This is a genomic window from Neisseria sp. HMSC03D10 (assembly GCF_001807625.1).
GTDB lineage: Bacteria > Pseudomonadota > Gammaproteobacteria > Burkholderiales > Neisseriaceae > Neisseria > Neisseria mucosa.
In genome coordinates this window covers 1-14,163 of the sequence record NZ_KV789480.1, presented here as the reverse complement: position 1 = coordinate 14,163, position 14,163 = coordinate 1, and the positions used below count along the sequence as shown (strand labels likewise).

Genomic DNA, 14,163 nt, shown 5'->3' with positions numbered 1-14,163 from the left:
CGGTTGTTTGCCTTGGTCGGATGCGGGTGGCGGCGGGCAGTTTGTTGCTATGATACGGGTGTTCCGATATACAAGCGTCGGCTTGGTGATGGGTCTCAACGCCGGTATGAACATCGGCCTCAACGCAGGTCGAAACATTACCCTGTCCGCAGGCAAGAAAATTACCATACAAGTCGGTAGTTCCATGATTTTGATTGATAAAAACAAAATCAGCATCGTCAGCAAAACGATCAAGATCGTCGGCACCAAAGTAGTGGACATCGACGGCAAAAAAGTCGATATCAACTAGAGAAGATACGCCATGTTTGAGTTGCAGAACTTTACCTGCTTTCATACGCAGCAGTTTAAAAACATCGACCAAACAGATCGGGCTTATGATGTAGTCGTCGCCAAAGTCAGCTACGAGTTTGAAATTGACCCGGAAACAGGAAAAACGGAGCTTGCGTTTGCCCGTAAGCAAACGCCGCTCACGTTTGCCGATACCTATTACGGCGATCCTTCGCAAACCTCAACTCAGTTTGAAAGCGACTTCAGCCTCTACAAGCCCAAAACCGACTTGGTTGTCAATGCCACCGCCTATGCGCCCGACGACGTTCCCTCTCGGCAATTTACCGTATCCGTAAGAATCGGCGATTACCAAAAAAGCCTGGCGCTTACCGGGGAACGTTACTGGGTGCGGGAGGCGGCAGGATGGTCTTTGAGCGAACCCGACCCCATCCTTTCGCTGCCTATCCGTTATGAGTTTGCCTTTGGCGGCAGCGCAGTCGAAGACGACCACACAGGTTATCAGCAGAACGCCATCGGCATCGGCTACTATCCAAAGGCCGAACTCAAAAAAAACGGGTTCAAGCGGACGCTGAAAGCGCATCAAATCTACGACCCCGCACACCCCGTGCGAGATCCGTCCGATAAGGCCGCGCCCGAAGGTTTCGGCTTTATGCCCCGTTATTTCGCACTGCGAGCCAAACATACCGGCACTGCCGATGCGCAATGGATAGCCAACCGTGCCCCGCTACTGCCTGAAGATTTTTCTATGGCTTATTGGAACGGCGCCCATCCCTCGCTGCAGCTTCCCCATCTGAAACCCAACCATATTTACGAACTGACTTTTACCGGCATGGTGCATTCCTTCCAAGCACCCAACCAACGATTTACCGTTGATTTGCCGGTAGAAACCGTGTTCGTCCACGCCCATACGGCAACCAACTCGTCATTGTGCAAAGATATGGTATTGGACACCATCCTCGTCGATGTAGAACAACGCCGCATTGATTGCAGCTACCGCACATCTTTTCCGGAGGAACTGGAAATTGCGGCATGCCAGCTCAGATTCATCGCCCGACACGAACGGGCAGATCAAATCGCAGCCGCTCAAGCCTGTCGGGATTCGCAGGATGAATTTATCCCAATCCCGCCATCTTTGGCAGCACACGCATAAACCATACATAGGTCGTCTGAAACCCTAAGTCCTCATTCATCCCCCTTTCAGACGACCCCATCCCCAACAGGAGCAAGCCGCCATGGCATTCAATAAAATCGCCCGTAAAGACAGCGACTTCTATGTAATCTGTACCCTCCCCGATTTCTGCTGGGCGCCCCCTCCCGCTCCTCCTGTCACACCGCCCATCCCCTTCCCGCTCTTCGCCGACCTGGGCAATGCCAAAACCGTTGCCAAAGACGTCCGCCTCAACCGCAAGCCCGCCTTCGTCTTCAATGCCAGTAAAACCAACCGCACCACCGGTGACGAACCCGCCCTTCCGGGCCGCAAGGGCATACTTTCCCGTACCGCCACCAAACCTGCCTGGCCGATGATGCACTCCTCTTCGGTTAAAATCCGCAAGCGCCACATCATACGCGCCGGCGATATGTTCCACATGAACAATAAGTTCAAAAAGAAACTGCCGCCCAAACCCTGTATTTCCTGCAAAGCCGCCGCCGCTGCCGGCCGCCCGGTCAATCCGATACACGGGCTGAAGTTTTTGGAGAGTGAAACCGACTTTGCTTTTGAAGGCATCCTGCCGCTGGTTTGGAGCCGAAGCTATTATTCCGACCAGGACGGTACCGGCTGGCTCGGCGAGGGCTGGAGCGTGCCGGGCTGCCAACGCATCATCCGCGATGCGGCGGGATTGGCCTATATCGACGATCAGGGCCGTCTGTTCCCGCTGCCGGAAGTCGATGAAGACGACGAAGAGCCGGTATTGTTCGAGAGCGAACAGATCTGGTTCAGCAAAAATCCGGACGGGCATTATGTCATTGCTTCGCTGGACGGTTCGATGGCGCTGCGTTTTGCGCCTTTGGCGGTGGCGGAAGACGGCTCGGACGAAGATGCCACCCTCTTCCCGCTGGTGGCGGTGGAAGACGCCAACGGCAACCATCAGCGTTTCGTCTATCATCCGCTGACCGGTCTGCCGCAATACGTCATCGACGGCAACGGCCGGGTGTTCTCGCTGAACTTCGGCAATGTGGCGGATAAGCAGTCGCCTAAAATGCGGCTGCTGTCGGTGTCGCTGTTGGAGGGTTTGCCCGTCTTCGGAGAGGCGGTCCGGGTTGGCAGTCCGCTGGTCCGCTACGAATACAACGGCAGCGGCGACCTGCTGCGCGTCATCGGCCGCGACGGCAACGTCAAACGCAGCTTCGGCTATAAAAACAATCTGATGGTGTCGCACACGGATGCGGCCGGATTGGTATCGGAATACGAATACGACCATTACACCCCGACCGGCAAGGTGTTGCGCAACTGGACTTCTTTGGGCGAGGAATGGCGCTTTACCTATCACGACGGTTATACCGAGGTAACTGACGTATTGGGCCGTACCGAGCAATATCATTACGATTACAACAACGAGCTGACCAAACGGGTATTTGCCGACGGCAGCGCCGTGTTGATGGAACGTGACGGTTTGGGCCGTCTGCTCAGCCATACCGATGCGATGGGGCGCGTTACCCGCTATCAGTACAGCAACGAAGGGCAGGTTGAAACCATCGTCCGCCCCGATGGCGCCATCCTGCATTTCGACTATGACGACTGCTACCGCCTGATCCGTAAAAGCGATGCGGAAGGCCGTTATGACGGCTATACCTACGACGAAGCGGGCAACCTGCTGACCCATACCGACCCGCTGAAGCATACCACCCGTTTCGAATACGCCGACAACGGCCTGTTGCTGTCGGTAACCGATCCGAACGGCAGCAGCACCGCCTATCACTACAATGAAAACCGCCAGCCCGACCTCATTACCGACTGCTCCGGTTACGAAACCCGTCTGGCCTACACCCCCGAAGGACAGTTGGCGCGCATTACCGATGCGCTGGGACAGCACACCGAATACCATTACGACGCCGACCAAAACCTCACCCTCGCCCTCTATCCCGACGGCAGCAAAGAGACCTTCGGCTACGATGCCGCAGGTCGTCTGAAAACCCATACCGACGGCGAAGGTCATACCACTTCCTACGAATACGGCCAGGACGGTCTGCCGACCCGACGCACCAATGCGCTGGGCCATACCTTCGGCTACCACTACGACAAAGCCCGCCGCTTAGTCGGCCTCACCAATGAAAACGGCGCGCGCTACCGCTTTGCCTACGACGTCCTCGACCGCCTGATTGCCGAAAGCGGCTTCGACCATAAACTGACCGGCTACCGCTACAACGCCGGCAACGAGCTGGTCGAGCAGCGCGAATTCGGCGACGACGCCTCCCTCGCCGCCAAACTGATGGCGCAGCTGGGCGGACAGCCCGTCCCCAAAAAAGACGCCGCCCCGCTTTCAGACGACCTCGACAGCCAAACCCCGCTGCGGATTACCGAGTTCAAACGCGATATATTGGGACGCCTAATCCACACCCTCGCCCGCGACAACGACAAGGTTCAGGAAACCGTTTACGGCTACGACCCGGACGGCAACCTCGTCCGCGCCGCCAACTGCCACAGCATCACCTGCTTCGACTACAACGAAAACGGCCAACTCATCGCCCAGCACCAATGGAAGGTGCCAAGCAAGGAAGAGAACGCCCGAAACGTTTTGCCGACAGCCAAAGAGGTTACGGCGCGGAAGAGATTGCCGATGTGTTGGACCAGCTGGCGTTTACCTACCATTTTTACGGGCACACGGGCGAGGCATACCAAAACAACTTCGCGGATAACGGCATCACCCGGTCGGTAAAAATTAAAAAATTGGAATTTGACGGACAGGGAAAATTGTCGGAAGGCTGTATGTTGATTTTGGAAGTGGAGCAGAAGAAAGGGGACAAGCTGTTTACGCTTTCGCCTGTACCGTTAAACGAGATCATTCATTTTATGCAGGACACTTGGCGGTATTGCTGATGCGGAAAGGACGGATTGAAAACCCGTCCTTTTGTTTTGCCGGTTGTTTTTCAGGTAGCCTACACCATTCAAGGCTACCTGAAAATTCATTTCTAAAAATAAAAGCTCATTCATTCAATGCCGCCAATCTCGCCCGAATTTTTGCAGCTGCATCTTCCGTACTGTTACCAACGATAACGTTTTGCTTGTCGTCGAAATACTGCACGGCAGGGAGGTCGCGCAGGAAGCTGTCAATATCCTGTGCGGTCAGGAAACGGCCGTGCATATCCCAGCCGACATTGAGGGCGCGTCCTTTGACGGCAGCCATGCGGTCGTGCAGATGGCCGTAGAGGTGGTATAGGCCGTGGTGGATGCCGTCCCATTCGTATAAGGGATAGTGGCACAAAATCGCGGTATTGCCGATTTCGGGCAGTTTGAGCCGCAGGTAATGGCTGGCGGACGAGAGCAACGGATGACCGTCGGCTTTGCGCGTGTTGAGGAAATGTGCTTCGTTTTGCTGAATTAGGTAGTCGTGATTACCGTAGATCAAATGGTGTTGCCCGTTAAGCCGTTGCAGCACGGCTTCGATGTGTGCGGGATTTTTGGCAAAGCAGACATCGCCGAGGTTGTACACAGTGTCTTGCGGGGTAACGACGCGGTTCCAGCAGTCGATCAGGTATTCGTTCAGCTCGTTGGTGTTATCGCTTTGTAGGCGGAATTGCGGGCAGTATCGGGCGATGTTGGGATGGGAGAAGTGCCAGTCGGCGGTGAAATAGGTTTGGGACATGGGATACTCGGTTTCGGGTGATCTGACAATGAAAAATAAGGTGCAGGCTGCTTTTTAGGCTGTCTGAAAGGGGTTGGGGTGATATAGTGAATTAAATTTAAACCAGTACAGCGTTGGCTCGCCTTGCCGTACTATGTGTACTGTCTGCGGCTCGCGCCTTGTCCTGATTTAAATTTAATCCACTATAAAAAGCAGCCTGCACTTTTTTGCCTACCTATCTGCCGGTCAATACCAACCGTCGGCAGAAGGCTTCCCAGTCGGTAAGGTGCACAACATGCGTGCCGTCTGCCAACGGGTATACATCGGAAGCGCAAGTGGTGCGCCAATAGGTGTAAAACGGAAGTTTGGCGATGTCGGCTTCCGATACGGCAGGGGCATTATCCTGTTCTGGCGTATGCACAATCGGCAAGCCGAAATAGCTGTATTGACCGTCTGCGACTTTGTCACCTATGAGGCCGGTTTGGCCGCGGTGTCTGCCGGTACGGACAAACCGGCGGCAGAATGCGTTCCAATCGTGCAGAAATACGGCGGCTTGTCCGTCTATCAGGCTTTGGGCGGAACCGATGCTGCTGTCCTGCCAAAATGAATAGAACGGCAATTCGGCGATGTGGCGTTCCATGACGACTGGACTGTTGCCCTGTCCTGCCGTCCGCATCACCGGAACACCGAAACAGGCGGTTTCAGGCAAAGCATGTGCAGGCTGCATGAAGGCGTTTCGCAGCATAACGGCCGCTTCGGCAGGGTCAATACCCAAAATGTCTATGGCAGGTTGCATAGTTGCGGGCAGGTCGCAAAAGCAGCCTGCACCTTCAGGCAGGCAATACACCGAGTTGTGTGTATGGGCCAGCGGTGCCGCCCATTGAGTAACGGGCGAAGTGCGGATTCGGCTGCCCGCGGCAAAGCGTCCCGAACCATCTTGGGCGACTGTGCCGTACACCACGGCATACTCGGATTTGCCGGGCGTGTGGTAGCGCGTGAAGGTCCAGTCGGTGAGCTTGCAGGAGATAAGGGCGCCGTCGTGGAAATGTTCGGATGGGATGGGGTTGGCGGGAGTGTTGGGCATGGTTCATTCCTTGAAGGGCGGTTTCAGGTAGCCTCAAACATAGGCCGCAGGCACGGCAACCAAATTCTCCGCCAACCAGATTTTTTGCGGGTACTGGTTGATGATCGTGCCGTGGGCGATGCCCAATTCGTTTGCCGGCAGCGTGTTGCGCAGCAGGTTGAAAGCGGCGGCCATTTTTTTATTAGGATTGGCGGTGGCTTTGATTTCAACGGGGTACAGCATCTGCTGGTGTTCGATCAGTAGGTCGATTTCTTTTTGATTGGTGTCGCGGTAAAAATAAATCGGCGGTTCTTGGCCTTGGTTGTGGAAGGATTTGATGATTTCGCCCACGACAAAAGTTTCAAAAAACTGCCCGCTCTTGGCTCCGTTTTGAATGGTTTCCGGCGTCAGCCATTTGGTCAGGTAGGCCATCAGGCCGGTGTTCAGCATATAGACTTTCGGGGTTTTGATGGCGCGTTTAAGGTGGTTGTTGCCATAGGGTTGCAGCAGATAGACGATGCCCGATGTTTGCAGCACGGTGAGCCAACGCTTGACGGTATCCACCGATACACCGATTTCCTGGGCCACGCTGCTGTAATTCAATAATTCCCCGCTGCGGGCGGCAATAGCAATCATGAACCGAGTGAAATCGCCGCTGCTGCCTACATTGACCAATTGGCGCACGTCGCGTTCGATATAGGTGGCGACATACGAGGCATAGTAAACCTGCCAGTCGGTTGCGGGTTGCTCGTATAAGCGCGGCATATCGCCGCGGTGGATAATCTGCCAGATATTTTCGTGTTCGGGCAAACTGAATACCGGTTTCCGGTCAGCCAAATAGCCTTCGTCCGGCACAAAGGCCGTCTGAAAATCATCGCCGCGCATTTCGCGCCACGACAATCCGTTTAATTTCAATACCGCAATGCGCCCGGCCAGGCTTTCGCTGACATTTTGCATCAACTCAAAAGCCTGAGAACCGGACAGCAGGTACAGGCCGTTCTGCTTGCGCCGGTCTATATCCATTTTCAGCAGGGGGAACAGCTCGGGGGCATATTGGACTTCGTCCACAATCAGCGGCGGCGTGTGGTTCAATAAAAACAGTTGCGGCTCGTTTTTGGCTTGGTCGAGCAGCAAGGGATCGTCTAAGGTAAGGTATCCGTATTCGGGCGCAATGTGCTGAAGCAGCGTAGATTTACCGACCTGCCGCGCACCGGTCAGCAATACGGCGGGAAATTGGGCGGACAGCTTTTGCAGGACGGATTGCAGGTGACGTGGGTAATACATAACAAAATCCAGTTTAACTTAAGACAGAATCTTAATTTAAACTGTATTTTTGCGCAATACATCTTATTTTGTATGGTAATGATGCCGTAGGCCACACCGCGAAACAGCCGCTATATACACTCCTTGTTATACTGGCGTACATAGTCCTCGGGCGTGATGCGCCGCTCATTCTGGCTGTTAGGCAGGTAATCAACAATAGAGACCGAGCTAGATAACACGGTAGATTCTCCGGCGGTACAAAAGGTGCGTGAAGAGTTAACAGCATTAAGCGATCAGCGAGCATAACAGGAAGTAGCTGATGATGCTTACAGATACGCTAACCCGACTAAAAAAAGAACCGCTCTTTCCAGTTAGGCAAGCTGACCGACAAAGGCACATCCGAACCACTGCTGAAACCAGAACATGCTCTTTCGCAGCTGCAGAGGGTTTTTGACGGGGTTCAGATGGCACTAAGGGGGGTGAGCTCATGGAGCACAGTACGCAGGCCTCCCTACTTCAAGTACGCTCAACAGAACAGCAACGGATACTGTGTTCTACCCGTAGTGATATCAATGCGCTCATGAAGGAGGTGCAAGGCATCAAACATCCTTTCCATAACCTATCTACATTCAACCAGAGATATTCAGCCCCGCCCTTCTAAAACATCATCGGTATCCTAGAATCCCAACTACAATCCTGATAATTATTGGTGGAACCAATATTAACCAAATCGCCAGCCAATAAACAAGCCACCCTGATTGGGTGGCCTTTTTATTATTGGGTGGACAGATACATCTCGCGAATCTGCTCTTGGGTTGGTTTGGTTAACCCCATTGGTCATTGGTACAGCGTAGGATGAATTTATTGCTTCGGCAGACATAACTAACGCTCCATCCGCCAGTTTGCATACATCTCCATATTGGCATACTCGACTATTTCCCTTTTTGTCATCAACCCACCTACCAACCCGAAGGCTGTCGAGCCGAACCTGATAACATAAAATCAGCTTCGCCCTCGTTCGGTTGACGACCGAACTCGGAGTATGCCGACGGGCGTCTTACCGAATTCCGTCTCGACAATCCGATGACCATCGTGTCAAACCCTATGGGGAAAGTCAGCCAAAATTTCCAAAATCACCGATGTATATGTACTATATATGATATATATATTCTTATAATAGGTACTTATATAGTATATATAAATATAAGTATGCGCTTTAAACAAAAAAAGCAATCTCTAGGACATATCATAGCTCCACTTTTCCCAAATCTATAATTTCAAAAAATTCGGGAGGCAAAACAATAAAAGTTTTACCTCCCAAGAAAAATTTTTCCGAAATCTTCATATATCGCTCATATTTTTCAGAGTCTCTTCCTCCAATGATAAATAATTCTTTGCAGACCAGTCTTTCATCTTTTTATTTTTATGCAGACCGTAGTAGAACACTTCGTGAAAAAAATAAATGTGGCCCAAACTTGAGTAAAAATTTTTCCAACACGAACCCTAGTACACCGGCCTGGCAAACCATGGCTGGAATTTTTCTGTACCGGCTACCAAGTTTTGTTTACCTTGCTACTTTTTCTCTTCAAATGACAGCAATCGAACAAAGCTTTGGTACGTTGCACCGTAAATTCCGCTACGCCCGGGCAGCCTATTTTGGTTTGATTAAAGTGAGTGCGCAAAGCCATCTGAAGGTGATGTGTTTGAACCTGTTGAAAGCCGCTAACAGGCTAAGTGTGCCTGTTGCCGCCTAAAAGGCGGCCCGGATGCCTGATTATCGGGGATCCGGGGAGGATTAAGGGGGTATTTGGGTAAAATTAGGAGTGATTTGGGGCGAAAACAGCCGAAAACCTGTGTTTGGGTTTCAGCTGTCGGGGGAAGTGCTTTTTTGCAAAGGTCTCGGCCAAAGTCAGCACGCCGGCGGCAATCAGCCCAATGCCCAGCCATTCCTGGGAAGACGGCCATTCCTTCAACACCACTGCGAATAACGCCACCAGCACGATACTGAATTTATCCACAGGCGCGACCTTTGAGGCCTCGCCCATCTGCAAGGCCTTAAAATAAGCCAGCCAAGATGCGCCTGTGGCCAAACCCGACAATATCAGGAACATCCAATTGCGCGCGGAAAAATCGGTCACGCCCTGCCATTTGCCCGCATAACTCAAAAATGCCGCCAAGGCAGCCAAAATAACCAATGTGCGGATAAAGGTGGCAAAATCCGAATCGATGTCCTGCAAGCCGGCTTTGGCAAAAACAGCCGTCAAAGCGGCAAAGAAAGCAGAAGCCAATGCCCAATAAAACCAAGTATTTTCCATTTTACCGCCTTCTAATTTCAAATATTTAAACAAAAATCAAGGATTCCTATGCAAGACAACGGCTTCTCTTATGCCCAGCAACGGCATGCGCTGTTTTGGCTGGTATTGTTCCATATGCTCATTATTGCCTCAAGCAATTATTTGGTGCAATTCCCCTTCACCGTAACCCTGCCCAACGGATTTGAAGTACATTCCACTTGGGGCGCGCTGACCTTTCCGTTTATCTTTTTGGCTACCGATTTGACCGTTCGGATTTTCGGGCAGCGGCTGGCGCGGAGGATAGTATTTTTCGTCATGTTTCCCGCTCTGGCGCTGTCTTACGTATTATCCGTCTTGTTCCAAAACGGCACATGGGTCGGTTTTGCCTCTTTGGCCGTATTCATACCGTCTGTGTTCCGTATCGCCGTCGCCAGTTTTTCGGCTTATGCGGTCGGACAGATATTGGATATTTTCGTATTCAACCGGCTGCGCCGCCTGAAATCGTGGTGGATTGCCCCTTTTTCATCAATGTTTGCCGGCAATGCAATCGACACTTTACTTTTTTTCGGCATAGCCTTTGCCGGCAGCGGCGACAAATTTATGGCTGCCAATTGGCCGCATATCGCCTTTGTTGATTATCTGTTCAAACTGGCTGTTTGCACCCTGTTTTTCCTGCCCGCCTATGGGGTATTGTTGAAAATTCTAACCGGCAGACTAACCACATTGCCGGAGGAAGACATAAGGCAGACCGCCGCCCTTGCAGAAGAACATTTGTGAAGGGGCGGGTGTTTCTGACGGGATGGATAAAGGGGTTGGTCAGGCTTTGCCGATTTCGGCCTGCCAAACTTCCAACACACAATCCAGCAGCAACAATAGGGCGTGGTCGGTGCCATATTCGTCCAGATAAACGAAATGCAGCGGCAGGCTTTGTTCGAATTCGTCTATCAGGGCGACGGGTTTGCCTTGTGTGCGGGCGGCTTTGGCGGTATGTTTGGGCACCATGGCCAGTCCCGCACCATCGGCGACCAAGTCGATAATGGTTTGAGGATAATCGCAGATGATCTGCTTTTTGGGCGACAGCTTGTGGCGGTGCCAGAACTGCTGTAGGTTTTTGTGGCTGCCAGATATGCCGGACATCTCTATCCAAGTGTAGTCATTCAGGCTTTTGGGCAAACCGCGCCGCAACTTATCTTCTTCCCCATCCGGGCAAATCAAGGCGTAGGCGATGTTTTGCAGGAAACGGCATTGCAGGCTGCGTCCTTCTATGTTGCCGAGGAAAAAACCGCCGTGCAGCCGCTTTGCGGTCAGGCGTTCCAAAATTTCGCCACTCATACCGTATTGGATGTGAAGTTGCACATCGGGACTGCGCTGTTGGATCAGGCGGGTCAGTTCGGTTACCTTGTGTGATGCTATGGGGTGGATCAGGCCGAGCTGCGCATGGGAGACGAAGTGTTCCGACAGCGTTTCGGCAAACTTTTCCAAACGGTGCTTGTGCTGCATCAGGGCTTCGGCTTCGGGCAGCAGCACTTCGCCTGCGCGGGTAAGCTGCATACCGTTGCTGGTGCGGATGAAAAGCGGCGTACCGACGTCGCTTTCTATGGCCTTGATTTGGGCGGAAACGGCCGGTTGCGACAAAAACAGCCTTTCGGCGGCCTGTGTCAAATTTTGCGTATGCGCCACAGTGATAAAGGCGCGCAATTGATTGATATCCATATATTCTTCTTTTTTCTACAGATAGAGGGCAGCGTTCTGTCTGTTTTGCCCATGTTTATCTGTGCATTTGTTTGAATTTTCTTATTTAAAATCAATTAACTACTCAGAAACCGAATTACTTCGGCCTTATTAGGCATCAACCTTTTTGATAATCCTTATCCAAATTTGCAATTACCGCGCCAAAAATATCGTTTTTAAAATTTTTTCTTTTATATTCATTAAATTGAATCAAGCCATAGGTAGTCCGGATAGGCTTAATCAGAATTTGCGATTGGCATCGGGTGCGGCTTGGACATTTAATATCTCGGCGGGCTACCGCTTCGCAATTAAATAACCCCTACATAAGGAGCAAACCGATGGGCAAATCATCTACGGAAGAGGCCAGATTAACGGCTGAAATCCTGAATAATCCGAAATTCCAAAAAATGGCGCGGCAGAAGTCGTTGCTGGGCTGGTCGTTTTCGGCAGTAATGTTTTCCGTTTACACGGCCTTCATCTGGATCATCGGCACGCGCCCCGACCTTTTGGGACGCAAAGTTTCCGAAGGAGGCGTTACCACTTGGGGCATCTACGCCGGCATCGCCGTTATTGTATTTTCCTTCCTTATTACACTGGCGTATGTGTGGTTGGCCAACGGCTATTTCGAAAAAACCACGCGGGAGGTGGTACGTGAAGTTCAGGGGGATGCATCCTGTACTAACGTACAGGAACATGCATAAGGCACAGCTTCATGTACCTGTCCGATTGGAAAGGGATAACGCCTGTTGTTACAAAAAATCCAGATTCTACTGCCCCAAAGGGCTCAGTTTCAACCATTAAGGAAATTCCGATGAAAAAAATATACATAAAAACAATATTATATTTCATTTCGCCGATATTTGCGAATGCGGCGTATGCGGACGCGCTGACGGGCGACGTGCAGCGGCAGGCGACCAATTGGACGGCCATCGTGATGTTTTTCGTCTTTGTCGGCAGCACGCTGCTGATTACCAAGTGGGCGGCACGGCAAAACCGTTCGGCCAAGGATTTCTATACGGGCGGCGGCGGGATTTCCGGCACGCAGAACGGGCTGGCGATTGCGGGCGACTATATGTCCGCCGCGTCTTTTCTCGGCATTTCGGCAATGGTGTTTACCAGCGGCTACGACGGGCTGATTTATTCCACGGGCTTTTTGGTCGGCTGGCCTGTTGTGCTGTTTTTGGTGGCTGAGCGGCTGCGTAATCTGGGACGGTACACGTTTTCGGATGTGGCCGCCTACCGCCTGAAACAAACGCCGGTGAGGGTGTTTTCTGCCGCAGGTTCGCTTTTGGTGGTGATTCTTTATTTAATCGCGCAGGTGGTGGGTGCGGGCAAGCTGATTCAGCTTTTGTTCGGCATGAGCTACCTTTCCGCCGTGATACTGGTGGGCGTGCTGATGGTGGCCTATGTGCTGTTCGGCGGGATGCTGGCAACGACATGGGTTCAGATGATTAAGGCGGTGTTGCTGCTGGGCGGGGCGACGCTGATGGCGTTTTTTGTGTTGCAACATGCGGGGTTCAATCTGGAAACCATGTTCGGCCAGGCCGTATCGGCGCATGAAAAGAGCGAGGCAATCATGTCGCCCGGCGGGCTGGTCAAAAACCCGGTGGACGCGCTGTCGCTCGGTTTCGCACTGATGTTCGGCACGGCCGGGCTGCCGCACATTCTGATGCGCTTTTTCACCGTGCCTGATGCGCGAGAAGCACGCAAGTCGGTGGTGGTGGCTACGGGGCTTATCGGTTATTTCTACCTGCTGACGATCATCATCGGCTTTGGCGCGATTATTTTCCTGAGCCGCGACAACCCGCAGTTTTTCACGCAGGTTTTCAAAGAAGGCAAAAGCGTGTATGAAATGGTGGGCGGCACGAATATGGCGGCGGTGCACTTGGCCGGGGCTACGGGCGGCGATTTGCTGCTGGGCTTTATTTCGGCCGTTGCCTTCGCCACGATTCTGGCGGTGGTGGCCGGGCTGACGCTGTCGGGCGCATCGGCGGTAAGCCATGATTTGTACGCTTCGGTCATCCGCAAGGGCAAGGCCACGCAGCACGAAGAGATGCGGGTTTCCAAGGCGGCCACGCTGGCTTTGGGCATTGCGGCGATTGTGTTCGGGATGGCCTTTGAGAATCAGAATGTGGCCTTTATGGTCGGGTTGGCTTTCGCGTTGGCGGCATCGGCCAATTTCCCCGTGCTGATGCTCAGTATGTTTTGGAAGGGGCTGACCACGCGCGGGGCGATTGCGGGCGGTTTTGCGGGGCTGCTCGGTGCGCTGGTGCTGATTGTGCTGGGGCCGACCGTGTGGGTGAGTGTGCTGCATCACGACAAACCCGTCTTCCCCTACGGTAATCCCGCGCTGTTTACCATCCCGCTGGCCTTTATCGTGGCCTGGCTGGTGTCGCTGGCCGACAAATCGGAACAGGCCGGCTGCGACAAGGCGGGTTTTGACGCGCAGTACGTCCGTTCGATGACGGGGGTAGGCGCGGCCGAAGCGAGCGATCATTGATTTCCGTTTTTGCAGGCTGTTTTTTCAGACGGCCTGTATCGGTTTTTCATCTTGTTGTTTGACCTATGTCGGTTTTTGGCTGTATTAATGATATAGAGACCTTTGCAAAATTCCTTTTCCCCCAACAGCCGAAACCCCAACACAGGTTTTCGGCTGTTTCTATCCCCAATCACTCCTCAATTCTACCCCAATACCCCCTTAATCCTCCCCAGATACCCGATAATCAGGCATCCGGGCTGCCTT

General features: G+C 52.6%; 9 protein-coding genes and 4 pseudogenes. 7 read left to right on the top strand and 6 right to left on the bottom strand.

Annotation, left to right across the window (positions count from 1 at the left end; genetic code table 11):
* From HMPREF3066_RS00395 to HMPREF3066_RS00385, 3 genes and pseudogenes are all read left to right on the top strand, one after another.
* Positions 1 to 289 (top strand): annotated as a pseudogene (locus HMPREF3066_RS00395) (hypothetical protein); the annotation flags it as partial.
* Between the two features lie 12 nt (positions 290 to 301).
* Positions 302 to 1,438, top strand: coding sequence for a DUF2169 family type VI secretion system accessory protein (locus HMPREF3066_RS00390; protein ID WP_070439780.1), 1,137 nt, complete (start codon positions 302 to 304; stop codon positions 1,436 to 1,438).
* Between the two features lie 82 nt (positions 1,439 to 1,520).
* Positions 1,521 to 4,163, top strand: coding sequence for a PAAR-like domain-containing protein (locus HMPREF3066_RS00385; protein WP_070439779.1), 2,643 nt, complete (start codon positions 1,521 to 1,523; stop codon positions 4,161 to 4,163).
* 267 nt (positions 4,164 to 4,430) lie between these two features.
* Here the strand turns inward: HMPREF3066_RS00385 and HMPREF3066_RS00380 are convergent, their stop codons facing one another.
* From HMPREF3066_RS00380 to HMPREF3066_RS00370, 4 genes and pseudogenes are all read right to left on the bottom strand, one after another.
* Positions 4,431 to 5,090 (bottom strand): phosphoesterase, encoded by a 660-nt coding sequence (locus HMPREF3066_RS00380; protein WP_070439778.1) that lies wholly within the window; start codon positions 5,088 to 5,090, stop codon positions 4,431 to 4,433.
* A gap of 81 nt (positions 5,091 to 5,171) precedes the next feature.
* Positions 5,172 to 5,277: pseudogene (locus HMPREF3066_RS13235) on the bottom strand (IS5/IS1182 family transposase); the annotation flags it as partial.
* Between the two features lie 27 nt (positions 5,278 to 5,304).
* Positions 5,305 to 6,153, bottom strand: coding sequence for a hypothetical protein (locus tag HMPREF3066_RS00375; protein WP_210385679.1), 849 nt, complete (start codon positions 6,151 to 6,153; stop codon positions 5,305 to 5,307).
* Positions 6,154 to 6,186: 33 nt separating this feature from the next.
* Positions 6,187 to 7,416 (bottom strand): ATP-binding protein, encoded by a 1,230-nt coding sequence (locus HMPREF3066_RS00370; protein WP_003778812.1) that lies wholly within the window; start codon positions 7,414 to 7,416, stop codon positions 6,187 to 6,189.
* A 1,577-nt stretch (positions 7,417 to 8,993) separates the two neighbouring features.
* Between HMPREF3066_RS00370 and HMPREF3066_RS13695 the strand changes: the two are divergent.
* Positions 8,994 to 9,149, top strand: a pseudogene (locus HMPREF3066_RS13695) (IS5/IS1182 family transposase); the annotation flags it as partial.
* Positions 9,150 to 9,296: 147 nt separating this feature from the next.
* Here HMPREF3066_RS13695 and HMPREF3066_RS00360 read toward each other — a convergent pair.
* Positions 9,297 to 9,710 (bottom strand): annotated as a pseudogene (locus tag HMPREF3066_RS00360) (EamA family transporter); the annotation flags it as partial.
* A 48-nt stretch (positions 9,711 to 9,758) separates the two neighbouring features.
* On the opposite strand from HMPREF3066_RS00360, the gene HMPREF3066_RS00355 reads away from it, so the two are divergent.
* On the top strand, positions 9,759 to 10,466 hold the full coding sequence (locus HMPREF3066_RS00355; protein ID WP_070439777.1) for a 7-cyano-7-deazaguanine/7-aminomethyl-7-deazaguanine transporter: 708 nt from the start codon (positions 9,759 to 9,761) through the stop codon (positions 10,464 to 10,466).
* Positions 10,467 to 10,505: 39 nt separating this feature from the next.
* On the opposite strand, the gene HMPREF3066_RS00350 is transcribed toward HMPREF3066_RS00355, so the two are convergent.
* Complete coding sequence (locus tag HMPREF3066_RS00350) at positions 10,506 to 11,402, bottom strand: LysR family transcriptional regulator (RefSeq protein WP_003755169.1); 897 nt, start codon at positions 11,400 to 11,402, stop codon at positions 10,506 to 10,508.
* A 356-nt stretch (positions 11,403 to 11,758) separates the two neighbouring features.
* Between HMPREF3066_RS00350 and HMPREF3066_RS00345 the strand changes: the two genes are divergently transcribed.
* Both HMPREF3066_RS00345 and HMPREF3066_RS00340 read left to right on the top strand, forming a co-directional pair.
* Entirely contained in the window at positions 11,759 to 12,121 is a 363-nt protein-coding gene (locus HMPREF3066_RS00345; protein ID WP_045075228.1) for a DUF485 domain-containing protein, read from the top strand.
* Between the two features lie 110 nt (positions 12,122 to 12,231).
* Positions 12,232 to 13,920: a cation acetate symporter gene (locus HMPREF3066_RS00340; protein WP_070439776.1), complete on the top strand. Its 1,689-nt coding sequence runs from the start codon at positions 12,232 to 12,234 to the stop codon at positions 13,918 to 13,920.
* Positions 13,921 to 14,163: the final 243 nt, after the last annotated feature.

Coding starts and splice junctions, on each gene's coding strand:
- HMPREF3066_RS00390 (WP_070439780.1), top strand. CDS start 302: ATGTTTGAGTTGCAGAACTTTACCTGCTTTCATACGCAGCAGTTTAAA.
- HMPREF3066_RS00355 (WP_070439777.1), top strand. CDS start 9,759: ATGCAAGACAACGGCTTCTCTTATGCCCAGCAACGGCATGCGCTGTTT.
- HMPREF3066_RS00380 (WP_070439778.1), bottom strand. CDS start 5,090: ATGTCCCAAACCTATTTCACCGCCGACTGGCACTTCTCCCATCCCAAC.
- HMPREF3066_RS00370 (WP_003778812.1), bottom strand. CDS start 7,416: ATGTATTACCCACGTCACCTGCAATCCGTCCTGCAAAAGCTGTCCGCC.
- HMPREF3066_RS00345 (WP_045075228.1), top strand. CDS start 11,759: ATGGGCAAATCATCTACGGAAGAGGCCAGATTAACGGCTGAAATCCTG.
- HMPREF3066_RS00375 (WP_210385679.1), bottom strand. CDS start 6,153: ATGCCCAACACTCCCGCCAACCCCATCCCATCCGAACATTTCCACGAC.
- HMPREF3066_RS00350 (WP_003755169.1), bottom strand. CDS start 11,402: ATGGATATCAATCAATTGCGCGCCTTTATCACTGTGGCGCATACGCAA.
- HMPREF3066_RS00340 (WP_070439776.1), top strand. CDS start 12,232: ATGAAAAAAATATACATAAAAACAATATTATATTTCATTTCGCCGATA.
- HMPREF3066_RS00385 (WP_070439779.1), top strand. CDS start 1,521: ATGGCATTCAATAAAATCGCCCGTAAAGACAGCGACTTCTATGTAATC.